Annotated in this window: 18 protein-coding genes; 15 read left to right on the top strand and 3 right to left on the bottom strand. The window is 60.6% G+C overall.

The genetic code is table 11. The features are described from left to right. Nucleotides 1-8: 8 nt before the first annotated feature. Nucleotides 9-755, bottom strand: a complete 747-nt coding sequence (locus GOQ25_RS01925; protein WP_160348746.1) for an SDR family NAD(P)-dependent oxidoreductase — start codon at nt 753-755, stop codon at nt 9-11. 137 nt (nt 756-892) lie between these two features. Then, the gene (locus GOQ25_RS01920; protein ID WP_160348745.1) at nt 893-2,728 is read right to left on the bottom strand and encodes an ABC transporter ATP-binding protein; all 1,836 of its coding nucleotides are present in this window, start codon (nt 2,726-2,728) and stop codon (nt 893-895) included. A gap of 157 nt (nt 2,729-2,885) precedes the next feature. On the opposite strand from GOQ25_RS01920, the gene GOQ25_RS01915 reads away from it, so the two are divergent. From GOQ25_RS01915 to GOQ25_RS01895, 5 genes are all read left to right on the top strand, one after another. After that, nucleotides 2,886-3,797: a dihydrodipicolinate synthase family protein gene (locus GOQ25_RS01915; RefSeq protein ID WP_160348744.1), complete on the top strand. Its 912-nt coding sequence runs from the start codon at nt 2,886-2,888 to the stop codon at nt 3,795-3,797. A gap of 27 nt (nt 3,798-3,824) precedes the next feature. Then, a complete protein-coding gene (locus GOQ25_RS01910; RefSeq protein ID WP_160348743.1) occupies nt 3,825-4,481 on the top strand; it encodes an ATP-binding cassette domain-containing protein in 657 nt (218 codons plus the stop codon). Then, nucleotides 4,478-5,278, top strand: coding sequence for an iron export ABC transporter permease subunit FetB (gene fetB / locus GOQ25_RS01905; RefSeq protein ID WP_160348742.1), 801 nt, complete (start codon nt 4,478-4,480; stop codon nt 5,276-5,278). The genes GOQ25_RS01910 and fetB overlap by 4 nt, the downstream gene beginning before the upstream one ends. 166 nt (nt 5,279-5,444) lie before the next feature. Beyond that, the gene (locus GOQ25_RS01900; RefSeq protein ID WP_160348741.1) at nt 5,445-6,932 is read left to right on the top strand and encodes an amidase; all 1,488 of its coding nucleotides are present in this window, start codon (nt 5,445-5,447) and stop codon (nt 6,930-6,932) included. Nucleotides 6,933-7,003: 71 nt separating this feature from the next. After that, on the top strand, nt 7,004-8,323 hold the full coding sequence (locus GOQ25_RS01895; RefSeq protein ID WP_160348740.1) for an MFS transporter: 1,320 nt from the start codon (nt 7,004-7,006) through the stop codon (nt 8,321-8,323). A 101-nt stretch (nt 8,324-8,424) separates the two neighbouring features. Here GOQ25_RS01895 and GOQ25_RS01890 read toward each other — a convergent pair whose 3' ends face one another. Then, nucleotides 8,425-9,405 carry a tripartite tricarboxylate transporter substrate-binding protein gene (locus GOQ25_RS01890; protein WP_160348739.1) on the bottom strand — a complete coding sequence of 327 codons (981 nt, stop codon included), beginning with the start codon at nt 9,403-9,405 and terminating at the stop codon, nt 8,425-8,427. Between the two features lie 354 nt (nt 9,406-9,759). Here GOQ25_RS01890 and tssA point away from each other — a divergent pair, with 354 nt between their 5' ends. The 10 genes from tssA to tssH all read left to right on the top strand — a co-directional run bounded on the left by tssA (nt 9,760) and on the right by tssH (nt 21,469). Continuing rightward, nucleotides 9,760-10,827: a type VI secretion system protein TssA gene (gene tssA, locus GOQ25_RS01885; RefSeq protein WP_160348738.1), complete on the top strand. Its 1,068-nt coding sequence runs from the start codon at nt 9,760-9,762 to the stop codon at nt 10,825-10,827. A 44-nt stretch (nt 10,828-10,871) separates the two neighbouring features. Beyond that, complete coding sequence (gene tssB / locus GOQ25_RS01880) at nt 10,872-11,426, top strand: type VI secretion system contractile sheath small subunit (protein WP_160348737.1); 555 nt, start codon at nt 10,872-10,874, stop codon at nt 11,424-11,426. Nucleotides 11,427-11,444: 18 nt separating this feature from the next. Then, nucleotides 11,445-12,947, top strand: coding sequence for a type VI secretion system contractile sheath large subunit (gene tssC / locus GOQ25_RS01875; RefSeq protein ID WP_160348736.1), 1,503 nt, complete (start codon nt 11,445-11,447; stop codon nt 12,945-12,947). An 86-nt stretch (nt 12,948-13,033) separates the two neighbouring features. Then, nucleotides 13,034-13,519 (top strand): type VI secretion system tube protein Hcp, encoded by a 486-nt coding sequence (locus GOQ25_RS01870; RefSeq protein ID WP_160348735.1) that lies wholly within the window; start codon nt 13,034-13,036, stop codon nt 13,517-13,519. 162 nt (nt 13,520-13,681) lie between these two features. Next, nucleotides 13,682-14,497 carry a type VI secretion system accessory protein TagJ gene (locus tag GOQ25_RS01865; protein ID WP_160348734.1) on the top strand — a complete coding sequence of 272 codons (816 nt, stop codon included), beginning with the start codon at nt 13,682-13,684 and terminating at the stop codon, nt 14,495-14,497. Further along, complete coding sequence (gene tssE, locus GOQ25_RS01860; protein WP_236844447.1) at nt 14,497-15,057, top strand: type VI secretion system baseplate subunit TssE; 561 nt, start codon at nt 14,497-14,499, stop codon at nt 15,055-15,057. The genes GOQ25_RS01865 and tssE overlap by 1 nt, the downstream gene beginning before the upstream one ends. Further along, entirely contained in the window at nt 15,057-16,961 is a 1,905-nt protein-coding gene (gene tssF, locus GOQ25_RS01855) for a type VI secretion system baseplate subunit TssF (protein WP_160348733.1), read from the top strand. The genes tssE and tssF overlap by 1 nt, the downstream gene beginning before the upstream one ends. Before the next feature lie 30 nt (nt 16,962-16,991). Beyond that, a complete protein-coding gene (locus GOQ25_RS01850) occupies nt 16,992-17,648 on the top strand; it encodes a DUF3540 domain-containing protein (protein WP_160348732.1) in 657 nt (218 codons plus the stop codon). A 107-nt stretch (nt 17,649-17,755) separates the two neighbouring features. Then, nucleotides 17,756-18,793 carry a type VI secretion system baseplate subunit TssG gene (tssG, locus tag GOQ25_RS01845; protein ID WP_202109293.1) on the top strand — a complete coding sequence of 346 codons (1,038 nt, stop codon included), beginning with the start codon at nt 17,756-17,758 and terminating at the stop codon, nt 18,791-18,793. Nucleotides 18,794-18,808: 15 nt separating this feature from the next. Next, nucleotides 18,809-21,469, top strand: a complete 2,661-nt coding sequence (gene tssH, locus GOQ25_RS01840; protein WP_160348731.1) for a type VI secretion system ATPase TssH — start codon at nt 18,809-18,811, stop codon at nt 21,467-21,469. Nucleotide 21,470 lies beyond the last annotated feature (1 nt).

Genomic DNA, 21,470 nt, shown 5'->3' with positions numbered 1-21,470 from the left:
CGATTCCCTTAAAGTGTATTGACCAGATGGCCACCATCGACTGCCAATACGGAGCCAGTCATATAACGCGACGCATCGCTGCACAGCAGGAGGATAGGCCCGTCGAGATCGGTGAGTTGTCCGAGCCGACGTTGCGGGATACGGTTAATGAGCGCCTGCCCGGCTTGCGTGGGCCAAAAATTCGCGTTGAATTCGGTTTCGATATAGCCTGGCGCGAGGGTGTTGACCCGCACGCCATAGCGAGCCCATTCCAGAGCGAGTGTCTTGCTGAGCTGAATCACCCCGGCTTTGGAGACGGCGTACGAGACCACGCCGCCCGCTTGGCGCAGGCCCAGAATCGAGGCAATGTTGACGATGCTGCCGCTGTTTTGTCGCAATGCCGGCAAGAGTGCTTGGGATAAAAAGAATATGCCGTTCAGATTGGTGTCCATCACGGCATTCCAGTCTTCGGCGGTATGTTCGGCTGCTGGGCCCGGGCGCACGATGCCCGCGTTATTGATGAGCACGTCAAGACTATCGATGCGGGCAGCGAGGTCCTGGCGGCTGGTCGCATCCGTGACATCGAATCGGATACAGACCGGCGCCACTTCGCCATCCAGCGTATCGGCAAAGGCTTGCAACCGGTCCAATCGGCGCGCCGCGAGGATGAGGTGAGCACCTTCGCCGGCGAGTAATCGCGCAAAATGCTGACCGAGTCCGCTGGAGGCCCCCGTGATGAGGATGCGCTTGCCTTTGACGGATAGAGTTGACGCCATACCGCTAGTCTCCACTATTGATCACGGCGTCTGTAGTTAGCGGCCGTGGCTTAAATTGTTTTGGGGTAAGGCTGCGACTGCTTCATTAATTGTAGGATGCTTTGTTGGCACCCGCTTGCCCGCGTGTGCGCGACGATTTACGTGGCGGGTTCCTCCTCACCCTGACCCAGAAAGCCGCCACTCTGATGCTCCCACAGTCGTGCATACACGCCATTTTTCTTCAGCAGTTCAGCATGGCCGCCCTCTTCGATGATGCGGCCCTGATCCAGCACGATGAGCCGGTCCATCGCGGCGATGGTGGACAAGCGGTGGGCGATTGCGATGACGGTCTTGCCCTGCATCATTTCGGTCAGGCTTTCCTGGATGGCGGCTTCGACCTCGGAGTCAAGCGCGCTGGTGGCCTCATCCAACAGCAGGATGGGCGCGTTTTTCAGCATGACGCGAGCGATCGCGATGCGTTGACGCTGACCGCCCGAGAGCTTCGCGCCGCGCTCGCCCACCTGGGTGTCGTAGCCCGTGCGGCCTTGCATATCGCTCAATCGCTGAATGAATTCATGGGCCTGCGCGTGCATGGCGGCGGCTTCGACATCGGCATCGGTCGCGTCGGGCAAGCCATAGGCGATGTTGTCACGGATACTGCGATGTAGCAACGACGTGTCCTGGGTCACCATGCCGATGGCCTGACGCAGGCTGTCCTGGGTCACCTGCGCGATATTCTGCCCGTCGATACAAATGCGTCCGCCGTCCACGTCATAAAAGCGCAGCAGCAGGTTGACCAACGTGGATTTACCCGCGCCGGAACGCCCGACGAGACCGATCTTTTCGCCCGGCTTGACGGTCAGGCTCAGGCCATCGAATACCTGACGCTTGCCGTTGTAGTTGAAGGTGATCTGGTCGAAGACGACTTCGCCCTTGGTGATCCGCAGCGGCACGGCGTCGGGGCGGTCCAGAACCTTGGCTCTGCGCGAGAATGTCGCGATACCATCGTGCACGGTGCCGATAGCCTCGAATAGGGAGGTCATCTGCCACATGATCCAGTGCGACATGCCGTTCACGCGCAAGGCCATCGCGGTGACGGCGGCCACGGCGCCGGGTCCCACCGCGCCGCCGTGCCACAGGTAAAGTGCATAGCCTCCGGCGGATAAGATCAGGCCCACCACGAGAATCTGATTGACGATTTCGAACTGGCTGACCAGACGCATCTGGCGGTAGCCGGTGAGCTTGAAGTCTTCCATCGCGGCGCGCGCGAACTGCGCCTCGCGCTGCGTGTGCGAGAAGAGTTTGACCGTCATGATGTTGGCATAGGCGTCTGTGACGCGGCCGGTCATGGACGAACGCGCATGCGCCTGTTCCTGAGAGACTTTCGCCAGGCGCGGGATGAAATAGCGCATGGACAGGCCGTAGAGAACGATCCACCCCAAGAATGGCAACATCAGCTTGGCATCGAAGCCGCCGGCCAGCGCGATGATCGTGACGAAGTAGATACCGATGCCCAGCACGATCTCGGAGAAGGTGAATAACACTTCGCGCACGGCCAGCGCCGTCTGCATGACTTTGGTCGTCACGCGGCCGGCGAACTCGTCGGTGAAGAACGACAAGCTTTGCTGCAGCATCAGCCGGTGAAAATTCCATCTGAGACGCAATGGCAGATTAATGGCCAGGATCTGATGCTGAATGATGGTGCGCGCGGCGACCAGACCAATACTGGCCACCAGCACGATGCCGATGGTCCACAGCACGCGGCTTTCATCGGTCGTGATGGCGTCGCTCTGCCAATCGGCCAGGAGATCGACGATCTGACCCAGGAACGCGAATAACCATGCTTCGTAGATGGATACCGCGGCGCTAAAGAGCGCCAGTAGCGCTAGATAGCCCCTTGCGCCTTTTGAGCAGGCCCATAGGAAGCGCAACAGTCCCTTGGGCGCCGTCGCGGCAGAGGTGGCTGGGAAGGGATCAAGTCGGTCTTCGATCATCGTGGGAGTCGCCGGTCGGCAGGTCGGCGTATGTGATTCAATTTTTATATCATTGCATACCTTCTTGGGATTGGACGCGCGGCCGCTGAACGTGTTCAATCTGACCGGAACCTGTCTGGCTGTCACAGACCGGTCGGCAACTTTAGTGAGAGAGACAATGAGTCAAGCCCCCACCGCGCTACGCAATGCGCTCAATGGAATTTCCGGTATTTTGGTCACCCCGTTCGATAACGAGGACAAGCTCGCGCCCGCAAGGCTCGCGCCTATCGTCGATCGCGCCGTCAATGCCGGCGTGCACGTGCTGGTGACCAATGGCAATACCAGCGAGTTTTATGGGCTGACCACGCAAGAGGCCGAACAGATGGTGCACGCTGCGGCCGAGCAGGTCGGCGGGCGGGTGCCGCTGGTGGCGGGCGTGGGACGCAGCTTGCATGACGCGCGCGCGCTGGCGCGGGCCTCCCGTGCGGCGGGGGCCAGCGCGCTGATGGTGCACCAGCCGCCAGATCCGTTTGTCGCCCCGCGCGGCGTGGTGGAATACGTCAAGCGCATCGCGGAAGCGGGCGATGGGCTGCCACTGGTGCTCTATCTGCGCGATGACGGTATTGGTTTCGATGCGATTGAGGCGTTGTGCGCGATCCCCGGCGTGGTCGGGGTCAAGTGGGCCTCGCCCACGCCGCTACGCCTGGCCGAGATGATTGAGCGCACCCGCGAGCGCGATCTCGCCTGGGTGGGGGGGCTGGCCGAGCACTGGGCGCCGCCCTTCTATGCCGTGGGATCGCGCGGTTTCACCTCGGGCTTGATCAATGTGCTGCCCGAGCGTTCCGTGGCCATCCATGCCGCGCTGGAAGCGGGTGACTATCCCCAAGCCATGACGCTGATTCGCGGCATGGCGGAATTCGAGGCCCTGCGCGCGCTCGAGCGTAACGGTACGAACGTGACCGTGGTCAAACGCGCATTGCAGCTATTGGGCGATGATTGCGGCGCCGTGCGCGCGCCGGGCGCTTGGCCGCTGTCGCCCGAGGCCGACGAGACGCTGCGTCGACTGCTGAATCAATGGGGTCTGATCTGAGGGCGTCGCAAGACGCTGATAGTTGCTATGCCCGAGTTGCCTGAGTTGTCTGTGTCCCGTGGCGCGGGAGAGGTGCGTGACGGCGGCGTGCCCGTCTTAAGGCTGCGCGGGCTTGGCAGCGCCAGGCTCGCACCGGTGTCCTTGGAGATCGCCGCCGGCGAGTGTGTTGCGATCGTAGGGGCTTCCGGTTCGGGGAAGTCCCTGCTTTTGCGGCAGATTGCCGATCTGGATCCTGGCTCCGGGACGGCCGAGCTGAAAGGACGTGATCGCGCCGCGATGCGGGGATACGAATGGCGACGACACGTCGTGTACTGCCAGGCCGAGGCGGGCTGGTGGGACGACTCGGTGGCCGCCCATTTCGCGGACGTGCCTGCCGCGGGCATCATCGCTCAACGGCTGGAGGTGTCCCCCGCGAAGTTGCAGGCTGCGGTGCGCGAACTATCCACGGGTGAGCGGCAACGTCTGGCGCTGGTACGCGCATTGATGCTCTCGCCCGCCGTCCTCTTGCTGGACGAGCCCACGGCTGCGTTGGACGAGGCAGCCACACAGCGGGTCGAACAGGAATTGCATCGGTTCCTCGAGCAAGGCGGCGCGATTGTGATGGTCACGCATAACCCGGCGCAGGCCGGGCGATTGGCGCAACGGACGTTCCGCATGCGCGCGGGTGCATTGGAGGCCGCATGAACGTGATCGCATTACATGCCTCGGACCTCGCGATTGCCTCTTGTCTGGTGCTGCTCTGCGCGGCAATTTCGTTGGTGCTGCGCCTTAATCTGCAGAGACAGATCCTATGGTCGGCAACCCGCACGATTGTTCAATTGTTGTTGGTGGGACAGTTGCTGCGGGTGGTGTTCACCCATGCCAGCGCGGGATTGACCTTGCTCATCATCACCGTGATGATGGCGCTCGCCATCCGCGAGGTGGCGGTGCGTCCCAAAGCGCGTCTGCAGCGGCACGGCAATCTGGTCATCAGCGCGATGGCCGTTGCTTCGGCAACCTTGATCTGCGTATTCTTCATCACCAATACGGCAGTGGAGCCCACGCCTTGGTATGACCCACGCTATGTGGTGGCACTGGTGGGCATTGTGTTGGGCAGCGCGTTAAACGCGGCGAGTCTGGCTTTAGATACCATGCTCACGGGCGCTACGCGCGAGCGTTTGGCGATCGAGGCGCGCATTTCGCTGGGCGCGCCGGCACGCCAGGCGTTCGCGGGACTGCTGCGCGAGTCGGTGCGACGTGGCATCGTGCCTAGCATTAATCAGATGGCTGCGGCGGGCATCATCACCTTGCCGGGCATTATGACGGGGCAAATCCTCGCGGGAATGGACCCCAGTGAGGCCGCGAAGTATCAGATCCTGTTGATGTTTTTATTGTGCGGCGCCAGTACCTTGGCGGCGATGGGGGCGGCTTTCGGGGCGATGCGTCATTTGAGCGATGAGCGCGGCCGGCTGCGTTTGGATCGACTGCGAAACCCCTCTTGATCTCCGTTCTGACCAACGGCCTGTTGGCACGCGTGGCTGCCGAAGAACTTATCCTGCGGTGTCTGGCAGGCATGAGTTGTATACGGAGTTTCCCTAGTTAAGGCGTATAAAGCCATTTCAACCCCGGAATTTATGTATATAGTATACAAAACGGGAGGGAAGCAACGTGGCATTCGCAAGTTCGACGAGTGTGATCGAGGCGACGGCCGGGGTCAATGACGCCGAGTCGCTATGCTATTGGCCCCTATGGCGATTAACGCAAGCGCTACAGACGCAAGCACTATCGGCGCAGACGCTGTTAGATGCCTGCGAGGCGGCCTTCACACGCGATCATGAGACCGTCCATGCGCTGGTGATACATGACCACGCCGCGGCCCGAGCCGAGGCTAGTCGCATCGACGCGGCGCGGCGCGCGGGCGAAGCGCTGGGACCGCTGGCCGGGATTCCCTTTTCGATAAAAGAGTCGTTCGATGTCGCGGGCTGGCCCACGACATGTGGCGATCCGGCGCATGCGCAGAACATCGCCGATCAGGATGCGGCGGTGATCACGCGACTGCGTCGTGCGGGTGCGGTCTTGCTCGGCAAGAGCAATGTTCCCCTGCATCTGCGTGATTGGCAAAGCCATAACGCCGTGTATGGCACGACGCGCAATCCGCATGATCCCACCCGCACCCCGGGGGGCTCGTCAGGCGGTAGCGCGGCAGCGGTCTGCGCGGGTATGAGCGTATTTGATGTCGGCTCGGATATCGGTTCGTCGTTGCGCAATCCGGCGCATTACTGCGGCATTTTTTCGCATAAAAGCACGCATGGGCTGATCTCGCTGGCCGGTCATGGCATACGCAGTGATGACCCAATGCCCGATATCAATGTGGCCGGGCCGCTGGCGCGTTCCGCTAAAGACCTGGAAATCTTGCTGCGTGTGCTGGCGCAAGACGGCCGTGAGCTGCGCGCGCCGCGTCCGGTGCAATTGGATCACTGTCGCATTGGCGTGCTGTCCAGTCATCCGTTCGCGCCGGTGGATAGCGAAGTGTCCTCGGTGATCGAATCATTGGCGCGCAGGCTGGAGCAAAGCGGCGCGAAAGTCACGATGCAGTCGATGCCGTCGATTGAGGCCGAGGAGCTGTGGCGCACGTATGTGCTCATGCTGCGTGCGGCGACCTCAATGTACATGAACGACAGCGCCTATGCGCAAGCGCAAGAGCGCGCGCGCGCATGCGATCCGCATGACTTGAGCTATGCGGCCCTGCAGCATGTCGGGACGGTGCTGGATCATCGGGCCTGGCTGCAACTGGCCCAAGCACGCCGGCGGTTCGCACGTGCTTGGGATGACTATTTTCAGTTGTACGACGTGCTGTTATGCCCGGCGGCGGCCACGCCTGCGTTCGAACTGAACCAGGCTGGCGAGCCTTGGCAGCGCATGTTGTCGGTCAATGGGCGGCCCCAGCCCATGACCACGCAGTTGTTTTGGGCTGGGTTCTCAGGTTTGTGCGGCTTGCCATCGACGGTGACGCCAGCGGGCCTCAGCACCGAAGGGCTGCCGGTTGGCGTGCAGATTATCGCGGGGCATGGTGAAGATTTGACTTCCTTGCGCGTGGCGCAGTGGCTCGAGGACCTGGGCTATTGCTATCGACCGCCGCGTATGCGCAGGCAGTAGTAATGACACAGGGGCAGTGTCTCTTGACGCCCCGCCGATTTCCATAACGCAGCACAACTGAGGGAAAACCGATGTTCAGTTGGTTTAAAGAGTTGACGAAGATGGAGCGCAAGGGGTTCTATGGCGCGTTCCTGGGGCATGCTGTCGATGTATTCGACTTCATGATTTATTCGTTCCTGATTTCGACACTGCTCACGCAGTGGAATATGAGCAAGTCGGAAGCCGGTGCGATTGTGACGTATACGTTGGTGTCGTCGCTGGTGGGCGCGATTGTGGCGGGTATGCTCGCCGACCGTTATGGTCGTGTGCGTGTATTGCGCTGGACGATTGTGGTCTTTGCCGGCGCTTGCTTTCTTTGCGGGCTGGCGACCTCACCCGAACAGTTGATGCTGTTTCGCATCATTCAGGGTCTGGGCTTTGGAGGCGAATCGTCGCTGTGTATGGTGCTGGTGACGGAGATGATCCGCAATCCCGCACACCGTGGCAAGTATTCAGGTTTTACCGCCAGCAGCTATTCGTTTGGCTGGGCGGCCGCGGCGCTGGCGTATGCGCTGATGTTCAGCATCTTGCCGCCGGAGCAGGCATGGCGCGCGTGTTTCTTCCTGGGCGTATTGCCGGCCTTTGTGGTGGTGTATCTGCGCCGCAATCTGGTTGAACCCGAGGTCTATCTGAAATCGCGCGATAAAGCACAGGCCGTGCCTCTGACCCAGAACCTGTCTCGCGTATTCAAGACGCCCTTGCTGGGCAAAACCATCCTGTGTAGTTTGCTGTCCGGCGGCATGTTGGGTGGCTATTACGCGATTGCCACTTGGTTGCCGACCTATCTGAAAACGGTGCGTGGTCTGTCGGTGTTTGGCACCAGCTCGTATCTGGTGGTGCTGATCCTGGGTTCGTTCCTGGGTTATGTCGCCGGCGCCTATGCCACTGACCGTCTGGGCCGTCGTGCAACGTATGCGGTGTTTGCGATCGGTGCATTGACCATGGCGCTGTGCTACATGATGATCCCCATTTCCAACACCGCCATGCTGTTCCTGGGCTTGCCGTTGGGAATCCTGATGCAAGGCATGTTCTCGGGTATCGGCGCGACGATTTCCGAGTCGTATCCCAGCAGCGTGCGCGCGACAGGCTATGGCGTGTCGTATAACGTAGGCCGCGTGATCGGCTCGTTTTTCCCGCTGGCTGTGGGGGCTCTGAGCTCGGGCTCGTTGGGGCTGGGCATGTCTATCGCAGTTGTCGCCGGGGTGGGCTATGGCATGGTGATCATCGCCGCGATCTTGCTGCCCGAGACCAAGGGGCTGGATCTGAATCAGATCGAGGATACTGCGCCGGCTCCCGCCGCGTCGGGGGGGACGGCCTCCGTGGCGCCTGCCAATCCGGTGGCTGGGCAGTAAAACAAACGTCGCGGGTTCGAGAGGACGCGCGACGAGTTCTTTATTCAAAATTGCCGGTCCCTGAATTCAGGGGGCCGGCAAGTGTTTTGTTGCTGCAGTACTTAATTGACGTTTATCCCTTCGGCTTTCAACACCGGGGTCCACTTATTGATTTCGGACTGGACCCAGTTCTGCAGGGATTCGGATGTCTGCCTTTCTTCGGAAACGATTTCCGCACCGAGGTCAGCCATCTTCTGCTTGAACGCCGGTGAGTTCAAGGCCGTCTTTAACGCGTGGTTGAATACCGCAACATCCTGAGCGGGCGTTCCCTTGGGCGCGTAAATCCCGTGCCAGACTTTGACTTCAAAGTCCTTGAGACCCTGCTCGTTAAGCGTAGGTGCATCGGGCAGTTTCGAGATGCGATCCTTCGTCGTCACGCCATAGAACTTCACGTTACCGGCCTGGATATGCGGAATGGTCTGCGTGGTCTGGTCGCACAAGACATCTACCTGGCTACCCAGCAACGCTGTCATGGCCGGACCCGTGCCTTGGTAGGGAATAGTGGTGAACTTCAGACCGAGGGCCTGTTGCAGCAGGGATCCGCAAAGTTGTGACACGGCGCCGGGACCCGCGTTCGCGAGATTGATCTTATCGGCGTTCGCCTTCGCATACTCGATGAATTCCGCCATATTGTTGGGGGGGAAGTCTTTACGAGCCAACAGCGTCATGGGGACATCGACGACTTCGCCGACATACTCAAAGCTTTTCAGCGGATCGTATTTCAGCGAAGAATATAAGGCCGGGGCGGTCGCCATGCCGTTGTGGTGAATCAAATACGTGTATCCGTCCGGCTGCGCATTCGCGACATGAGCAGCCGCGACCGTGCCGCCAGCACCCGTGCGATTTTCCACGACGATAGGTTGTTTGAGTTCCTTGCCCAACTCTGCGCCTAATGAACGCGCCACGACATCGGTAGGTCCGCCCGCGGCGAAGGGCACAACAAGCGTGATGGGCCTTGAAGGATAGTCTGCTGCCATGGCGGCAGAGGCCATCGTCAGAGTCATGGTTGCGATAGCAACATATAGTGGGCGATGAGTAGCCATATTGTCTCCTGTTAGCACACGATATGGTTTCGCATTTGCGGGCAGAGAACAATTCGGCTTTGTGAAAGCGACGCTTCAAGCAATAGAAAGCAGGGGAAACCCTAAGGTTTGAGCTTCAAGCATTCGTCGTGGGTTTTTCCGAGGCTAGGCAGTATCTATGTTTCAAGTATTGTCGGCCACTAGGGAAAAAAATGTTGGTAAACATGAACGCATGTTAATCAACCGTAAAAAGAGACATAGGCTGTTAGCGGTGATCGGATGCGCGCGTGGTATGCCTAGAATTCCGATTTCGATGGGTCTTGCTCGACGTTAGCCTGAATTGGCCATGGGTAAACCCGGCTATTACCGTAAAACATGGAATTTGCCGACATCCTGACCGCGCTCGATCCGCAGTTGCCTTGTGGCGAGGATCTCGAATACGACCTTGAGTTTCTGCAGTTGCAGCAAGCCGCGGTGGAGCGCAGCGAGCAGCAGTTCGGCTCGACGATCATTCCCGCGCAGCCTCCTGATTGGCGTGAAGTCGAGCGCCTGGCGCGCGGATTGTTAGAGCGCACGCGCGATATCCGCGTCATGGCGTACCTCACGCAGGCCTGGACCGAAGTGCGAGGGCTGCAGGGCTATGCGCAAGGCGTGACGCTGGTGGCCGATACGCTGGAGCGCTATTGGGAAGCGGTCCATCCGCGGCTCGACAGCGACGGCGACTACGACCCCATGCCGAGGATGAACGCATTGTCGTCATTGGGCGCACATGCGGGCTGCGCGCCTAGCGTCCGTTCGAGCCGACTTGTCAATGGCGTACATGGGCAGCTGACTTTACGCGATGCCGAATCCCTCTTGGATGGCAGTCGTGCCGACCCCGAGTTTTACCCGGGTGGCCGCGCGCGGTTGGTTGAGCATCTGCGTCAGGCATGGATGCAGCAAGACAGTGCGTTGGTGGCGATAGCCGCAGCGGATGAGGGCTTGCGCCGTATTCAGCGCTTGGTGGCAGACAAGCTGGGGCGTGATTGGGTGCCCGACTATACGGCTATGTATCGCACGTTGAACGTGGTCTTGCAGGCACTGGGAGACAGCGTAGCCCAGCCGGCGCCGGCCCCACCCAGTACGGAAACGATACCGTCCGCGTCCGAGGTGAACGTTATGGATTCCCAGCATTCGCACACGGGGAACGTCGCTGCCCAGCCTGTCATGCGCTGGCAGGACGCGCAGATTCAATCGCGCGAGGAGGCATCGGCCATGTTGGCCAAAGTCTGCGCCTATTTCGAGGTGCATGAGCCTAGTCATCCCGCGCCGTATCTGATTCGTCGTGCTCAGCAACTGATTTCGATGAGCTTTCACGACATCATCAAGAACCTGGCGCCGCAAGGCCTGGAGCAATTCGAGACCTGGCTGCCCAAAGACGCCGATGGCGCCTCTGGCAACTGAGGTGACGACATGCTTGGCATAAATCGCAGCATAGGAGCGTAAACATGGCAACGACACTGAAGGGCAGCGGGCAGAAGTTCATCGCGCGCAATCGCGCCCCGCGCGTGCAGATCGAATACGACGTGGAAATCTATGGCGCTGAGCGCAAGATTCAGCTGCCCTTCGTCATGGGCGTGCTGGCGGATCTGGCAGGCCAGTCGACGCAGGCCCAGCCGGATGTGGCCGAACGCAAGTTCCTGGATATCGACATCGATAATTTTGATGAACGCATGAAGTCGATCCAGCCGCGCGCCGCGTTTCACGTGCCCAATACGCTGACAGGCGAGGGCGAGCTCAACGTGGACATCATCTTCGAGAGTATCGATGACTTTTCGCCCGCTACCGTGGCGCGCAAGGTGGACGCCCTGAATCAACTGCTGCAGGCGCGCACACAGCTGGCGAATCTACTGACCTATATGGATGGCAAATCGGGTGCCGAAGAGCTGATCGGGAAAGTGCTTAACAACCCCGCGCTCATGAACGCATTGGCTGCAGCCCCCAATCCTGATGCATCTGCCGATGCACCCAATACGCCCGACTCGGATCCGGCCGCTAAATAACCGAACACGGAGGTCGCGATGACTGCAGTAGCCAAACACGAAGACGCGCAAAGTCCGCAAACGCTCGAAGCCGATGGCCTGTCGGCACTGCTGAAAAAAGAGTTCAAGCCCAAGACCGAGCAGGCGCGCGAAGCGGTCGAGCATGCGGTGCGCACGTTGGCGCATCAAGCCCTGCAAAATAGTGGCGTGGCGGTGTCGTCCGATGCCTATCGCACCATTCAAGCCATCATTGCAGAGATCGATCAAAAGCTATCGGATCAAATCAACCTGATTCTGCACCATTCCGCTTTCCAGCAGCTGGAAGGCGCGTGGCGCGGACTGCACTACCTCGTCACCAATACGGAAACAGACGAGCTGCTAAAGATCCGCGTGATGTGCATGTCGAAAAAGGAATTGGGCCGCACGCTCAAACGCCATAAGGGCGTGGGTTGGGATCAGAGCCCGATTTTCAAGCGCGTGTACGAAGAGGAATATGGTCAGTTCGGCGGTGAGCCGATAGGTTGTCTGGTGGGTGACTATCACTTCGATCACAGTCCACCGGATGTGGAGTTGCTGACCGAGATGGCGCGCATCGCGGCGGCCGCGCATTGCCCTTTTATCGCGGGTGCCTCGCCCAATGTCATGCAGATGGATTCATGGCAAGAGCTGGCCAATCCGCGCGACCTGACCAAGATCTTCACGAACACCGAGTATGCCGCCTGGCGCAGCCTGCGTGAGTCGGAGGATTCACGATATATCGGTCTGGCAATGCCGCGATTCCTCGGCCGGCTACCCTATGGCGCGCGCACGAGCCCCGTCGATGAATTCGATTTCGAGGAAGACACCGACGGTGCGAATCACGATCGCTACACCTGGGTCAATTCCGCGTATGCGATGGCGGCCAATATCAATCGCTCTTTCAAGCTCTATGGCTGGTGCACGTCGATACGTGGGGTGGAATCGGGCGGTGCGGTAGAGAATCTACCTTGTCACACGTTCCCGACCGACGATGGTGGTGTAGACATGAAGTGTCCCACCGAGATTGCCATCAGCGATCGCCGGGAGGCGGAGCTTGCCAAGAACGGCTTTATGCCGCTGGTGCATCGCAAGAACTCCGACTTCGCTGCGTTTATTGGCGCGCAGTCGCTGCAGAAACCGCATGAATACTACGACGCCGATGCGTCGGCCAACGCCAAGCTGTCGGCGCGCCTGCCCTATCTGTTCGCTTGCTGCCGCTTCGCGCATTACCTGAAGTGCATCGTCCGAGACAAGATCGGCTCGTTTCGCGAACGCGACGATATGGAGCGTTGGTTGAACGACTGGATCATGAATTACGTTGACGGGGATCCCGCCAACTCGTCCCAGGAGACCAAAGCGCGCAAGCCCCTGGCGGCCGCCGAGGTCCAAGTGCAGGAAATCGAGGACAACCCAGGGTACTACTCTGCGAAGTTTTTCCTGCGGCCGCATTATCAGCTCGAAGGGCTGACTGTGTCGCTGCGTCTGGTGTCCAAGCTGCCGTCGCTGAAAAAGAACGATGGTTGATGGACGTGTTGCCACCCGGCCGCAGTCAGGCAAGGAGGCATGGATCGCGGCACAGAGTGCCGTGACTGCAACTTAGGGAGAGCAAAGTGTCTGTAGACATGTTCATGAAAATCGATGGCGCCAATGGTGAGTCCAGGGATGCTAATCACAAGAACTGGACCGATATCATTTCGTTCTCGTGGGGCGCGACCCAGCCGGGCAATATGTCCAGCGGCGGCGGTCTGGGTGCCGGCAAGGCCAGTTTTAATGACCTGCATGTCGTGGCGCGCATCGACAAGGCCGCGCCCGCGGTGATGAAGCACTGCGCGAGCGGCAAGCACTTGAGCCGGATCGAACTGTCGGTGTGCAAGGCGGGTGGCCAACAAGTGGAATACACCAAGATCACGCTCGAGGATGTACTGGTTTCGTCTGTGCAGTTGTCTGGCGAAATGAATTCCGAGGCGGTGACCGTGAACTATGCGTTCCAGGCGGCCAAGGTCAAACAGCAATACTGGGAGCAAACCGAGCAAGGCGGCAAGGGTGCCGAAAGCCTGGTGGCCTGGGATATCAAACAGAACAAAGAGGTGGGCTGAGCCTGGTCTTGGCGGCGCGCGTCGATGGCGGCATCCTGGCCCGTTTTGCCGGGGCAGAGATGTTCAGGCGAGCCCGCCCGTCGTGACGCGAACCTCACCTCATGACGATGGGCGATGTGCGGGTCGGCCATCTGCTTTCGATTTACTCCGCGGGAATCGTTCATGAGCAAATCAGCTATCGCCTTGCGCGAAAGCAGCCTGGCCGAGCATTTGGAGGCTGTCCAGACCGAGATTCGCCGTCATCCCGCCGATGCGGACATGCGCGCACAGCTGTTTCAACTGATGGCGGTGCAAGGCGAATGGACACGGGCACTCGAGCAGATAAAGCTTGCCGCGCAGTTGAACCCGCAGGCGCAGCCGTCGGCCATTTTGTATGAACAGGTCATCGCCGGCGAAGCCCAGCGCGAACGCGTGTGGGCCGGGCTTGAGCCGCCCGCCGGCTTTGGCCATGCACCTGGCTGGTTCGAGGATCTGGCGCTGGCCTTGCAGCGCGATGCCGATGCGCCTGAACAGGCGGCGGCATTGCGTGCGCAGGCCTATGAGGCGGCTCCGGCGACCGCTGGCGAGATCGGAGTGGCAGTCGAGGGCGTGGCCACTACGTTTGCCTGGATCAGTGATGGCGACAGCCGGCTGGGCCCCGTAATGGAGTTCATGATGGGTTCGCGCTATGGCTGGCTGCCCTTCGCGGCGTTGCGCAATGTGCGCATCCTGGCGCCGGAGGGTTTGGCAGATCTGGTGTGGGCGCAGGCCGAGATCACGACCACGGACGGACGCACGCACTACGGGGCGATTCCGGCGCGCTATCCGGCCTTGCCAGGGCAACAGTTCAGCGAATTGCCCGATGGCGTAAAGCTCGGCCGCATGACGGATTGGCACTGCTTGCATGAGGATATGTATGCGGGCATCGGCCAGAAGATGTGGATGACGGATCAAGGCGAATACGCCTTGCTGGATATCCGGACGGTGGAGATGGCTTGATGGCGGTTTACGAGTCGATGCGTCAGTCGCGGCAGGGGGATCCGCTGCCACGCAACGAACGCGTGGCGAAGGACCGCTTGCAGCCGTCGTTACTCGATCGTCTGATCGACCATGATCCCGCGAAAGGCGTTGAGCCGCGCGAAGCCTCGATGCTCACGCAGGCCGAGTTGCGCAACGCCGTGCTGCGCGACCTGCGCTGGTTGCTCAATACGGTGAACCTGCAGACCACGAACGATCTGTCGGCCTATCCACGCGTCATCGATTCCAGCTTGAATTTCGGACTGCATGCGATGGCCGGCAAACGCATGTCCGAGATCGATTGGATTGACGTGGAAGAGTCGATCCGCAATGCGATTGCCGCGTTCGAACCGCGCATCCTCGATTCCTCGGTGGAGGTCCGCTGTGTGACTGACACCGGCACGCTCGAGCACCACAACATCCTGAGTCTGGAAATCAAGGGCATGCTGTGGTGCGTGCCGCATCCGATGGAGTTCCTTTTTCGCACCGATATCGATCTGGAAAGCGGGCACATGGACCTGCGCGATCTGGGGGGCGGCTAATGGATGCGCGACTGCTGGACTACTACAACCGCGAACTGGTGTATCTGCGTGAGCTGGGCGCCGAGTTTGCGCAGCAGTATCCCAAAGTCGCGGGCCGGCTGGGGATGAACAGTACCGAGGTCGCGGACCCGTATGTGGAACGGCTGCTAGAAGGCTTTAGCTTTTTGACGGCGCGCATTCACCTCAAGATGGATGCGGAGTTCCCGAGGTTTTCGCAGCGGCTGCTGGAAGTGGTGTACCCGAATTATCTGGCTCCCACGCCTGCCATGGCGGTGGTGCAGTTTGCACCCAGCATGAACGAGGGGACGTTAGCTCGCGGCTTCGATCTGCCGCGCGGCACCTTGCTGCGAGGTCGCATTCCGCGCGGCGAACAGACGGCTTGCGAGTTCATAACTGGACATGCCGTGCGATTGTGGCCGTTGCGGGTCACCGAGGCAGCCTTTACCGGCCCGCCACCCGACCTGCCTTTGACGCGATTGGGCTTGGGTGGGCGTAATGGCCGGGTGCTCAGTGCGTTGCGCGTGGGCATCGAAATCGGTGGCGGCGTGCGGCTCGAGGATATGGATCTGGACCAGTTGATGTTTCACTTGGCCGGTCCCGATCTGCAGATGCAGCGGCTGCTGGAAATTTTGATGGGCCATACGGTGGCGGTCCTAGGGCACGATACCGCGCGCCCGTTAAGCTGGATCAACAAGCTGCCGCCTTCGGCCGTGCGTCACGAAGGCTTTGACGACGATCAGGCTTTGTTGCCCGCCGACTCGCGTGTGTTTCAAGGGTATCGGCTACTGCAGGAGTATTTTGCGTTTCCTCGTCGCTTTCTTTTCTTCAGCGTGAATGATTTAAAGCGCGGGCTACGGTCGACGGTGCGTGCGGCCAATGGGCAACTAAATACACGCAGTTTTGAACTCACGTTCCTGTTTTCCGTGGCGGCGCCGGAACTCGAGGGCGCGATTGCTGCCGAGCATCTGGCCTTGCATTGCGCGCCGGTCATCAACTTGTTTCCCAAGCGCGCGGACCGCATCGCGGTGTCGCCTCGCACGAGCGAATACCACTTGGTAGTCGACCGGACCCGGCCCTTGGACTACGAGGTCTTCAGCGCGACGCAAGTCGTGGGGCATGCCTCGGCCGAGCGGCCCGAACAGGAGTTCCGACCTTTTTACGGCACACTGGGCAGCGACCCGGACGATTATGGGGCGTACTACTCCCTGCGCCGCGAGCCTCGCATGTTGTCGGAGCAAGCCAGACGTAACGGGACACGCACGGGCTATATCGGCAGCGAGGTGTTTATTTCCTTAGTGGATCGCAACGAGGCACCGTTCTCGGGGCAACTGAGGCATCTGACGCTGCAGACCTTGTGTACGAACCGCGATCTGGCCATGTTGTTGCCATTGGGCACCGACACGGACTTTACGCTGCGCGTCTCGGCGCCGGTGGGTGCGATCAAGGTATTGCATGGGCCGACACGGCCGCATGCGGCCTTGGCCGAGAACGCGGCGACGTGGCATCTGATCAGTCATTTGGGCTTGAATTATTTAAGCCTCGTCGACCTGAACGCAGAGCAGGGCGCCCAGACGCTGCGCGAGATGTTGAATGTTTACGCCAAACTGGCCGACCCGGTGGTGCGCAAACATATCGCCGGTGTGCGGCATGTCAGCGCGGAACCCATGCATCATCGATTGCCAGTGCCAGGTCCCATCGTCTACGGCCGTGGTGTGCGTATCGGTCTACAAGTCGACGAGTCGGCGTTCTCGGGCATCAGTCCTTACCTGTTCGGCGCGGTGTTGGAGCAGTTTTTCGCGCGTCACGTCTCGATCAACATGATGTCCGAGCTGGTGTTGTCCACCCTGCAGCGTGGCGAAATTGCACGCTGGACGCCTCGCATGGGCGCGCGGCCCGCGGTGTAGGGCGATGAAATACGGAAAGAGGAATCTGTCATGAAACACGCGGCGAAACGTCAGTATCCTGCTTACGATCCGGTGCATCTGATCGGCACGGTGACGCATCGCGGTGAGGCGGGCGCATACGTGGTCGAATGCGACGGCCGCCCGTGGACGGCGAGGCGGGCGGCAAGCTGCCTGCTGACGCCGCAGCTGGGCGACCAGGTGATGATCAGCGGCCCCGATGCGTCGCGCGTCTATCTCATCGCCGTCATCGAGCAAGCCGAGCCAGCCCATAGCGAGCTGGAAACCGCCGGGGATATGGTGCTGCGCGCCGGGTCCGGCAATCTGACGCTGGAGGCGCCGCACGCCTTGCGGCTAAACGGCAAGGAGGAGGTAACGGTAGAGACCCCTAGCCTGCAGCTACAGGCGCAGGCTGCCGATTTCACGGCAAACACCTTGACCTACATCGGCAATGAGGTGGCCGCCACGGTGGGCTCGACGCGGTTGGTGGGGAAAGTCTACGAAGCCGTCATGGATCGCTTGTCGCTCTTGTCGCGCATCACTTTTCGCGTGGCCGAAGAGGTTGAGCATGTGCGCACTGGCTCGCTGGATTATCGCGCCGACAAAAGTGCGCGTGTGCATGGCGCCTATACGATGATCACGGCGGATAAGCTCGTCAAGGTAGACGGCAAGCAGATTCACATGGGATAAGCATGGCCGACACTGTGACGCATGACGGGGAACATGCCGTGGCATCGACCGCATCCGGGGCGACGGATTTGGGCGGGGCCAAAAATCAGTCCGAGAAAGGAACAGGCATGTCCGCACGGCCGACGATGCCGGCAGAGTTCTGGCATGCGCTCGCACAGAATCCTTATGCGCACGATCTGTTTCATACGCTGCGCTGGATCGATGCGCGCGCCCCGGGCCGTGTGCCTCTGGGCCGCGAATCCGTGCCACGTAACGAGCCAGTACGGCTGCGGCAAGAACCCTCCATGGCGTTCGCGCCATCGACGCTGGCCTCCGTGGACGCCGGGCGCGAAGGTCGTCCGCCCGAGATAGCGATCTACAGCTTTGGTTTGTTTGGACCTAATGGCCCACTGCCGCTGCATTTGACGGAGTTCGTACGCGAGCGCATCCATCATTATGGGGATCGCACATTAGCCGGATTCGCCGATGTGTTCCATCACAGGTTGATACTGCTGTTCTACCGCGCTTGGGCCGACGCACAAAGCACGGCCAGTCTCGACCGCAAGGAGGCCAGCTTTACGCGGTATATCTCAAGCCTGCTCCATATGGGCATGCCGTCGCTCGCTCGACGCGACACGGTGATGGATCATGCGAAGTTCTTCATGGCCGGGCATCTGCTGCGTCAGACGCGCAATCCGGAAGGACTCAGGCAGATTTTGCAGACGTTTTTCGCCGTTCGGGTGCGCATTGAGGAATACGTACCGCAATGGATACGGCTGGAGCCTGCGCAACGTTTAGGCTTATCCGGATCGATGGGGCTAGGTCGCGACACGATCCTCGGGCTTGCCGTGCGCGATGCGCAGCACAAGTTTCGCATTGAACTCGGGCCGCTCTCGCATGCCGAATACACCAGTTTTCTGCCTGGTGGCCATCGTGCGCGGCAGCTGTTGCACTGGGTGCGGGATTACATCGGCGTGGAGTTTGCCTGGGACGTACGGCCGGTGCTCAAACACGATCAAGTGCAAGGCATCAGACTTGGCGCCGCGCAGCCGCTGGGATTGTCGTCCTGGGTGGGAAAACGGCGCGCGCGGCAGGGCGATGCGCGCGACTTGTTGCTCGATTATGAAAGCCGCGAGCGCCGCGCGCGCGCAAGCGCCTCACACTGAACCGTAGAACACAACATGTCCGACATCGGCCGCATCGATCTTTTTGGCAAACTCGATCCTCTGCTGTATCAGTCGCTCGAGGGGGCGACGGCGTTTTGTAAATTGCGCGGAAATCCCTATGTCGAGCTGGTGCATTGGATCCATCAGATCGTGCACATGCAGGACAGTGACCTGCACCGTATCGCGCAGAGATTCGATCTGGACATGGGCCGTCTGCAGGCCGACCTTACCGCCGCGCTGGATCAATTGCCGCGCGGGGCCAGCTCGGTATCGGACCTGTCGGAACATATCGATTCCGCGGTAGAACGAGCGTGGGTGTTGGGTTCCTTGCGCTATGGGGCCCAGCGCATCCGCGGCGGGCATTTGCTGGCAGGGCTGGTAAAGACCTATGCATTACGCAATGTGCTGGTGGGGATGTCGGATCAGTTCACCCGTATCGTGCCGGATCTGTTGCTAGAGCAACTGATGCAGATTGTGCAAGGCTCGCCTGAGGATGCTGATGCAACCGCTGTGGCGTCTGCTGCCGGGCAGGACCAGGCGGTGCCCGGTGGGCGTTCAGCACTGGCGCAGTATGCGGTCGATCTGACGGCGCGTGCGCGGGCGGGAGAGATCGATCCGGTTTCGGGCCGGGATGAGGAGATCCGCCAGATCGTCGATATCCTGATGCGGCGCCGGCAGAATAACCCTCTGCTCGCGGGCGAGGCGGGTGTCGGCAAGACGGCGGTCGTGGAAGGACTGGCATTGCGGCTGGCCTCGGGCGATGTGCCGCCTCCGCTACGAGAGGTGGCGCTATGGTTGCTGGATATCGGCCTGCTGCAGGCCGGTGCCGGGGTCAAGGGAGAGTTCGAGCAGCGGCTGCGCGCCGTGATCGACGAAGTGCAGTCCAGCCCGCGTCCTGTGGTGTTGTTCATCGATGAGATTCATACCCTGATCGGCGCGGGCGGTGCGGCGGGCACGGGCGACGCCGCGAATCTGCTCAAGCCTGCATTGGCGCGCGGCCAGCTGCGCACGATCGGCGCGACGACCTGGTCCGAGTACAAAAAATATATTGAGAAAGACCCCGCGTTGACGCGGCGGTTTCAGGTGGTGCAGATTCACGAGCCCTCCGAGCCGCGTGCCGTCGGGATGCTGCGGGGTTTGGCCGCCACGCTGGAGACGCACCATCAAGTGTTGCTGCTGGACGAGGCCATCGAGGCGGCGGTGTCGTTGTCGCACAGGTATATCCCGGCGCGTCAATTGCCCGACAAGGCCGTCGCCTTGCTGGACACGGCATGCGCGCGCGTGGCCATCAGTCAGCATGCGGTGCCTGCCGAGCTAGAAGCGGTGCGCAAGCGTATCGAGGCCTTGGAGATCGAGCTGCGTATTGCGAAGCGCGAAGCACATATTGGCGTCGGAGAAAGCCTGCGTGTGGATCAGGTGATGGCCGATCTCGCACAGGCGCGCGATGCGCAAAGCCATCTCACGCAACGCTGGGAAAGCGAACGTGACCTGGTCGAGCGGGTGTACACGTTGCGTCGCGAGCTGGAGGACATCGCGGCCTCGTCTACGGCAGAGTCCTCCGACACGAGTGAGCAAGATGTCCAGCGCCTGCGCCGCGAACTTAAGCAGGCACAAGCCGAACTCTCGGAAAGGCAGGGCGAGCAGGCGTTGATCTATCCCGCTGTCGATGCGGCCGCCGTGGCGGCGGTCGTGGCCGATTGGACGGGTATCCCCGTGGGCCGCATGGTGCGCGACGAAGCTCAGTCGGTATTGCGATTGGCCGATACGCTGGAACAGCGGGTGATCGGTCAGCGCTATGCCCTGGAGACGATCGCGCGCCGTATTCAGACTTCGCGCGCCAAACTCACCGACCCGAATAAACCCGTAGGCGTGTTTTTGCTGTGTGGCCCGAGCGGCGTGGGGAAAACGGAAACGGCACTCAGCCTGGCTCAGGCACTGTTCGGCGGTGAACAGAATCTCATCTCCATCAATATGAGCGAGTTTCAGGAATCGCACACGGTGTCCACCCTGAAAGGGGCGCCTCCTGGATATGTTGGCTATGGCGAAGGCGGCGTATTGACCGAAGCGGTGCGCCGCCGCCCCTATAGCGTGGTGTTGCTCGACGAAGTCGAGAAAGCGCATCCCGATGTGCACGAGATATTTTTCCAGGTGTTCGACAAGGGTTGGATGGAGGATGGTGAGGGTCGCTACATTGATTTCCGCAACACGGTCATCATCCTGACTTCCAATGTCGGGACGGATCTGATCACTGCATTGTGCAAGGATCCCGCTTTGATGCCCGAGCCCGAGGCGTTGGCTACCGCACTGCGCGAGCCTTTGTTTAAGGTCTTTCCCCCGGCGCTGTTAGGACGGTTAGTTGCCGTGCCGTATATGCCGCTATCGGATGCGATGCTCGCGCGCATCGTTGAGCTGCAGTTCGACCGGATCGGTCAGCGTCTGCAGGACCAACATGGCATCGCATTCGAGGTCAGCCCCGAAGCGAACGCATTGGTGGTGGCGCGCTGCACAGAGGTGGAATCTGGTGGTCGCATGATTGACGCTATTTTGACCAACACCGTATTGCCTGAAATTAGCCGCGAGCTGTTGATGGCGGCGATGGACGGGCGGCGCATGCAGTCCGTGCGCGTGGGAGCCAACGGCGTGGAGTTTGATTATCACTACGACTACAGTGGTTGAC

This window comes from Bordetella sp. 15P40C-2, from assembly GCF_009763235.1.
Lineage (GTDB): Bacteria > Pseudomonadota > Gammaproteobacteria > Burkholderiales > Burkholderiaceae_B > Bordetella_A.
This window is presented reverse-complemented; position numbering and strand designations above follow the sequence as displayed.

What these genes read in the sequence shown, in the direction of transcription:
- GOQ25_RS01915 (WP_160348744.1), top strand. Translation starts at nt 2,886, where the DNA reads ATGAGTCAAGCCCCCACCGCGCTACGCAATGCGCTCAATGGAATTTCC.
- fetB (WP_160348742.1), top strand. Translation starts at nt 4,478, where the DNA reads ATGAACGTGATCGCATTACATGCCTCGGACCTCGCGATTGCCTCTTGT.
- tssC (WP_160348736.1), top strand. Translation starts at nt 11,445, where the DNA reads ATGACTGCAGTAGCCAAACACGAAGACGCGCAAAGTCCGCAAACGCTC.
- GOQ25_RS01920 (WP_160348745.1), bottom strand. Translation starts at nt 2,728, where the DNA reads ATGATCGAAGACCGACTTGATCCCTTCCCAGCCACCTCTGCCGCGACG.
- tssG (WP_202109293.1), top strand. Translation starts at nt 17,756, where the DNA reads ATGTCCGCACGGCCGACGATGCCGGCAGAGTTCTGGCATGCGCTCGCA.
- GOQ25_RS01850 (WP_160348732.1), top strand. Translation starts at nt 16,992, where the DNA reads ATGAAACACGCGGCGAAACGTCAGTATCCTGCTTACGATCCGGTGCAT.
- tssB (WP_160348737.1), top strand. Translation starts at nt 10,872, where the DNA reads ATGGCAACGACACTGAAGGGCAGCGGGCAGAAGTTCATCGCGCGCAAT.
- tssE (WP_236844447.1), top strand. Translation starts at nt 14,497, where the DNA reads ATGGCGGTTTACGAGTCGATGCGTCAGTCGCGGCAGGGGGATCCGCTG.
- GOQ25_RS01895 (WP_160348740.1), top strand. Translation starts at nt 7,004, where the DNA reads ATGTTCAGTTGGTTTAAAGAGTTGACGAAGATGGAGCGCAAGGGGTTC.
- GOQ25_RS01890 (WP_160348739.1), bottom strand. Translation starts at nt 9,405, where the DNA reads ATGGCTACTCATCGCCCACTATATGTTGCTATCGCAACCATGACTCTG.
- tssF (WP_160348733.1), top strand. Translation starts at nt 15,057, where the DNA reads ATGGATGCGCGACTGCTGGACTACTACAACCGCGAACTGGTGTATCTG.
- tssH (WP_160348731.1), top strand. Translation starts at nt 18,809, where the DNA reads ATGTCCGACATCGGCCGCATCGATCTTTTTGGCAAACTCGATCCTCTG.
- GOQ25_RS01910 (WP_160348743.1), top strand. Translation starts at nt 3,825, where the DNA reads ATGCCCGAGTTGCCTGAGTTGTCTGTGTCCCGTGGCGCGGGAGAGGTG.
- GOQ25_RS01865 (WP_160348734.1), top strand. Translation starts at nt 13,682, where the DNA reads ATGAGCAAATCAGCTATCGCCTTGCGCGAAAGCAGCCTGGCCGAGCAT.
- tssA (WP_160348738.1), top strand. Translation starts at nt 9,760, where the DNA reads ATGGAATTTGCCGACATCCTGACCGCGCTCGATCCGCAGTTGCCTTGT.
- GOQ25_RS01925 (WP_160348746.1), bottom strand. Translation starts at nt 755, where the DNA reads ATGGCGTCAACTCTATCCGTCAAAGGCAAGCGCATCCTCATCACGGGG.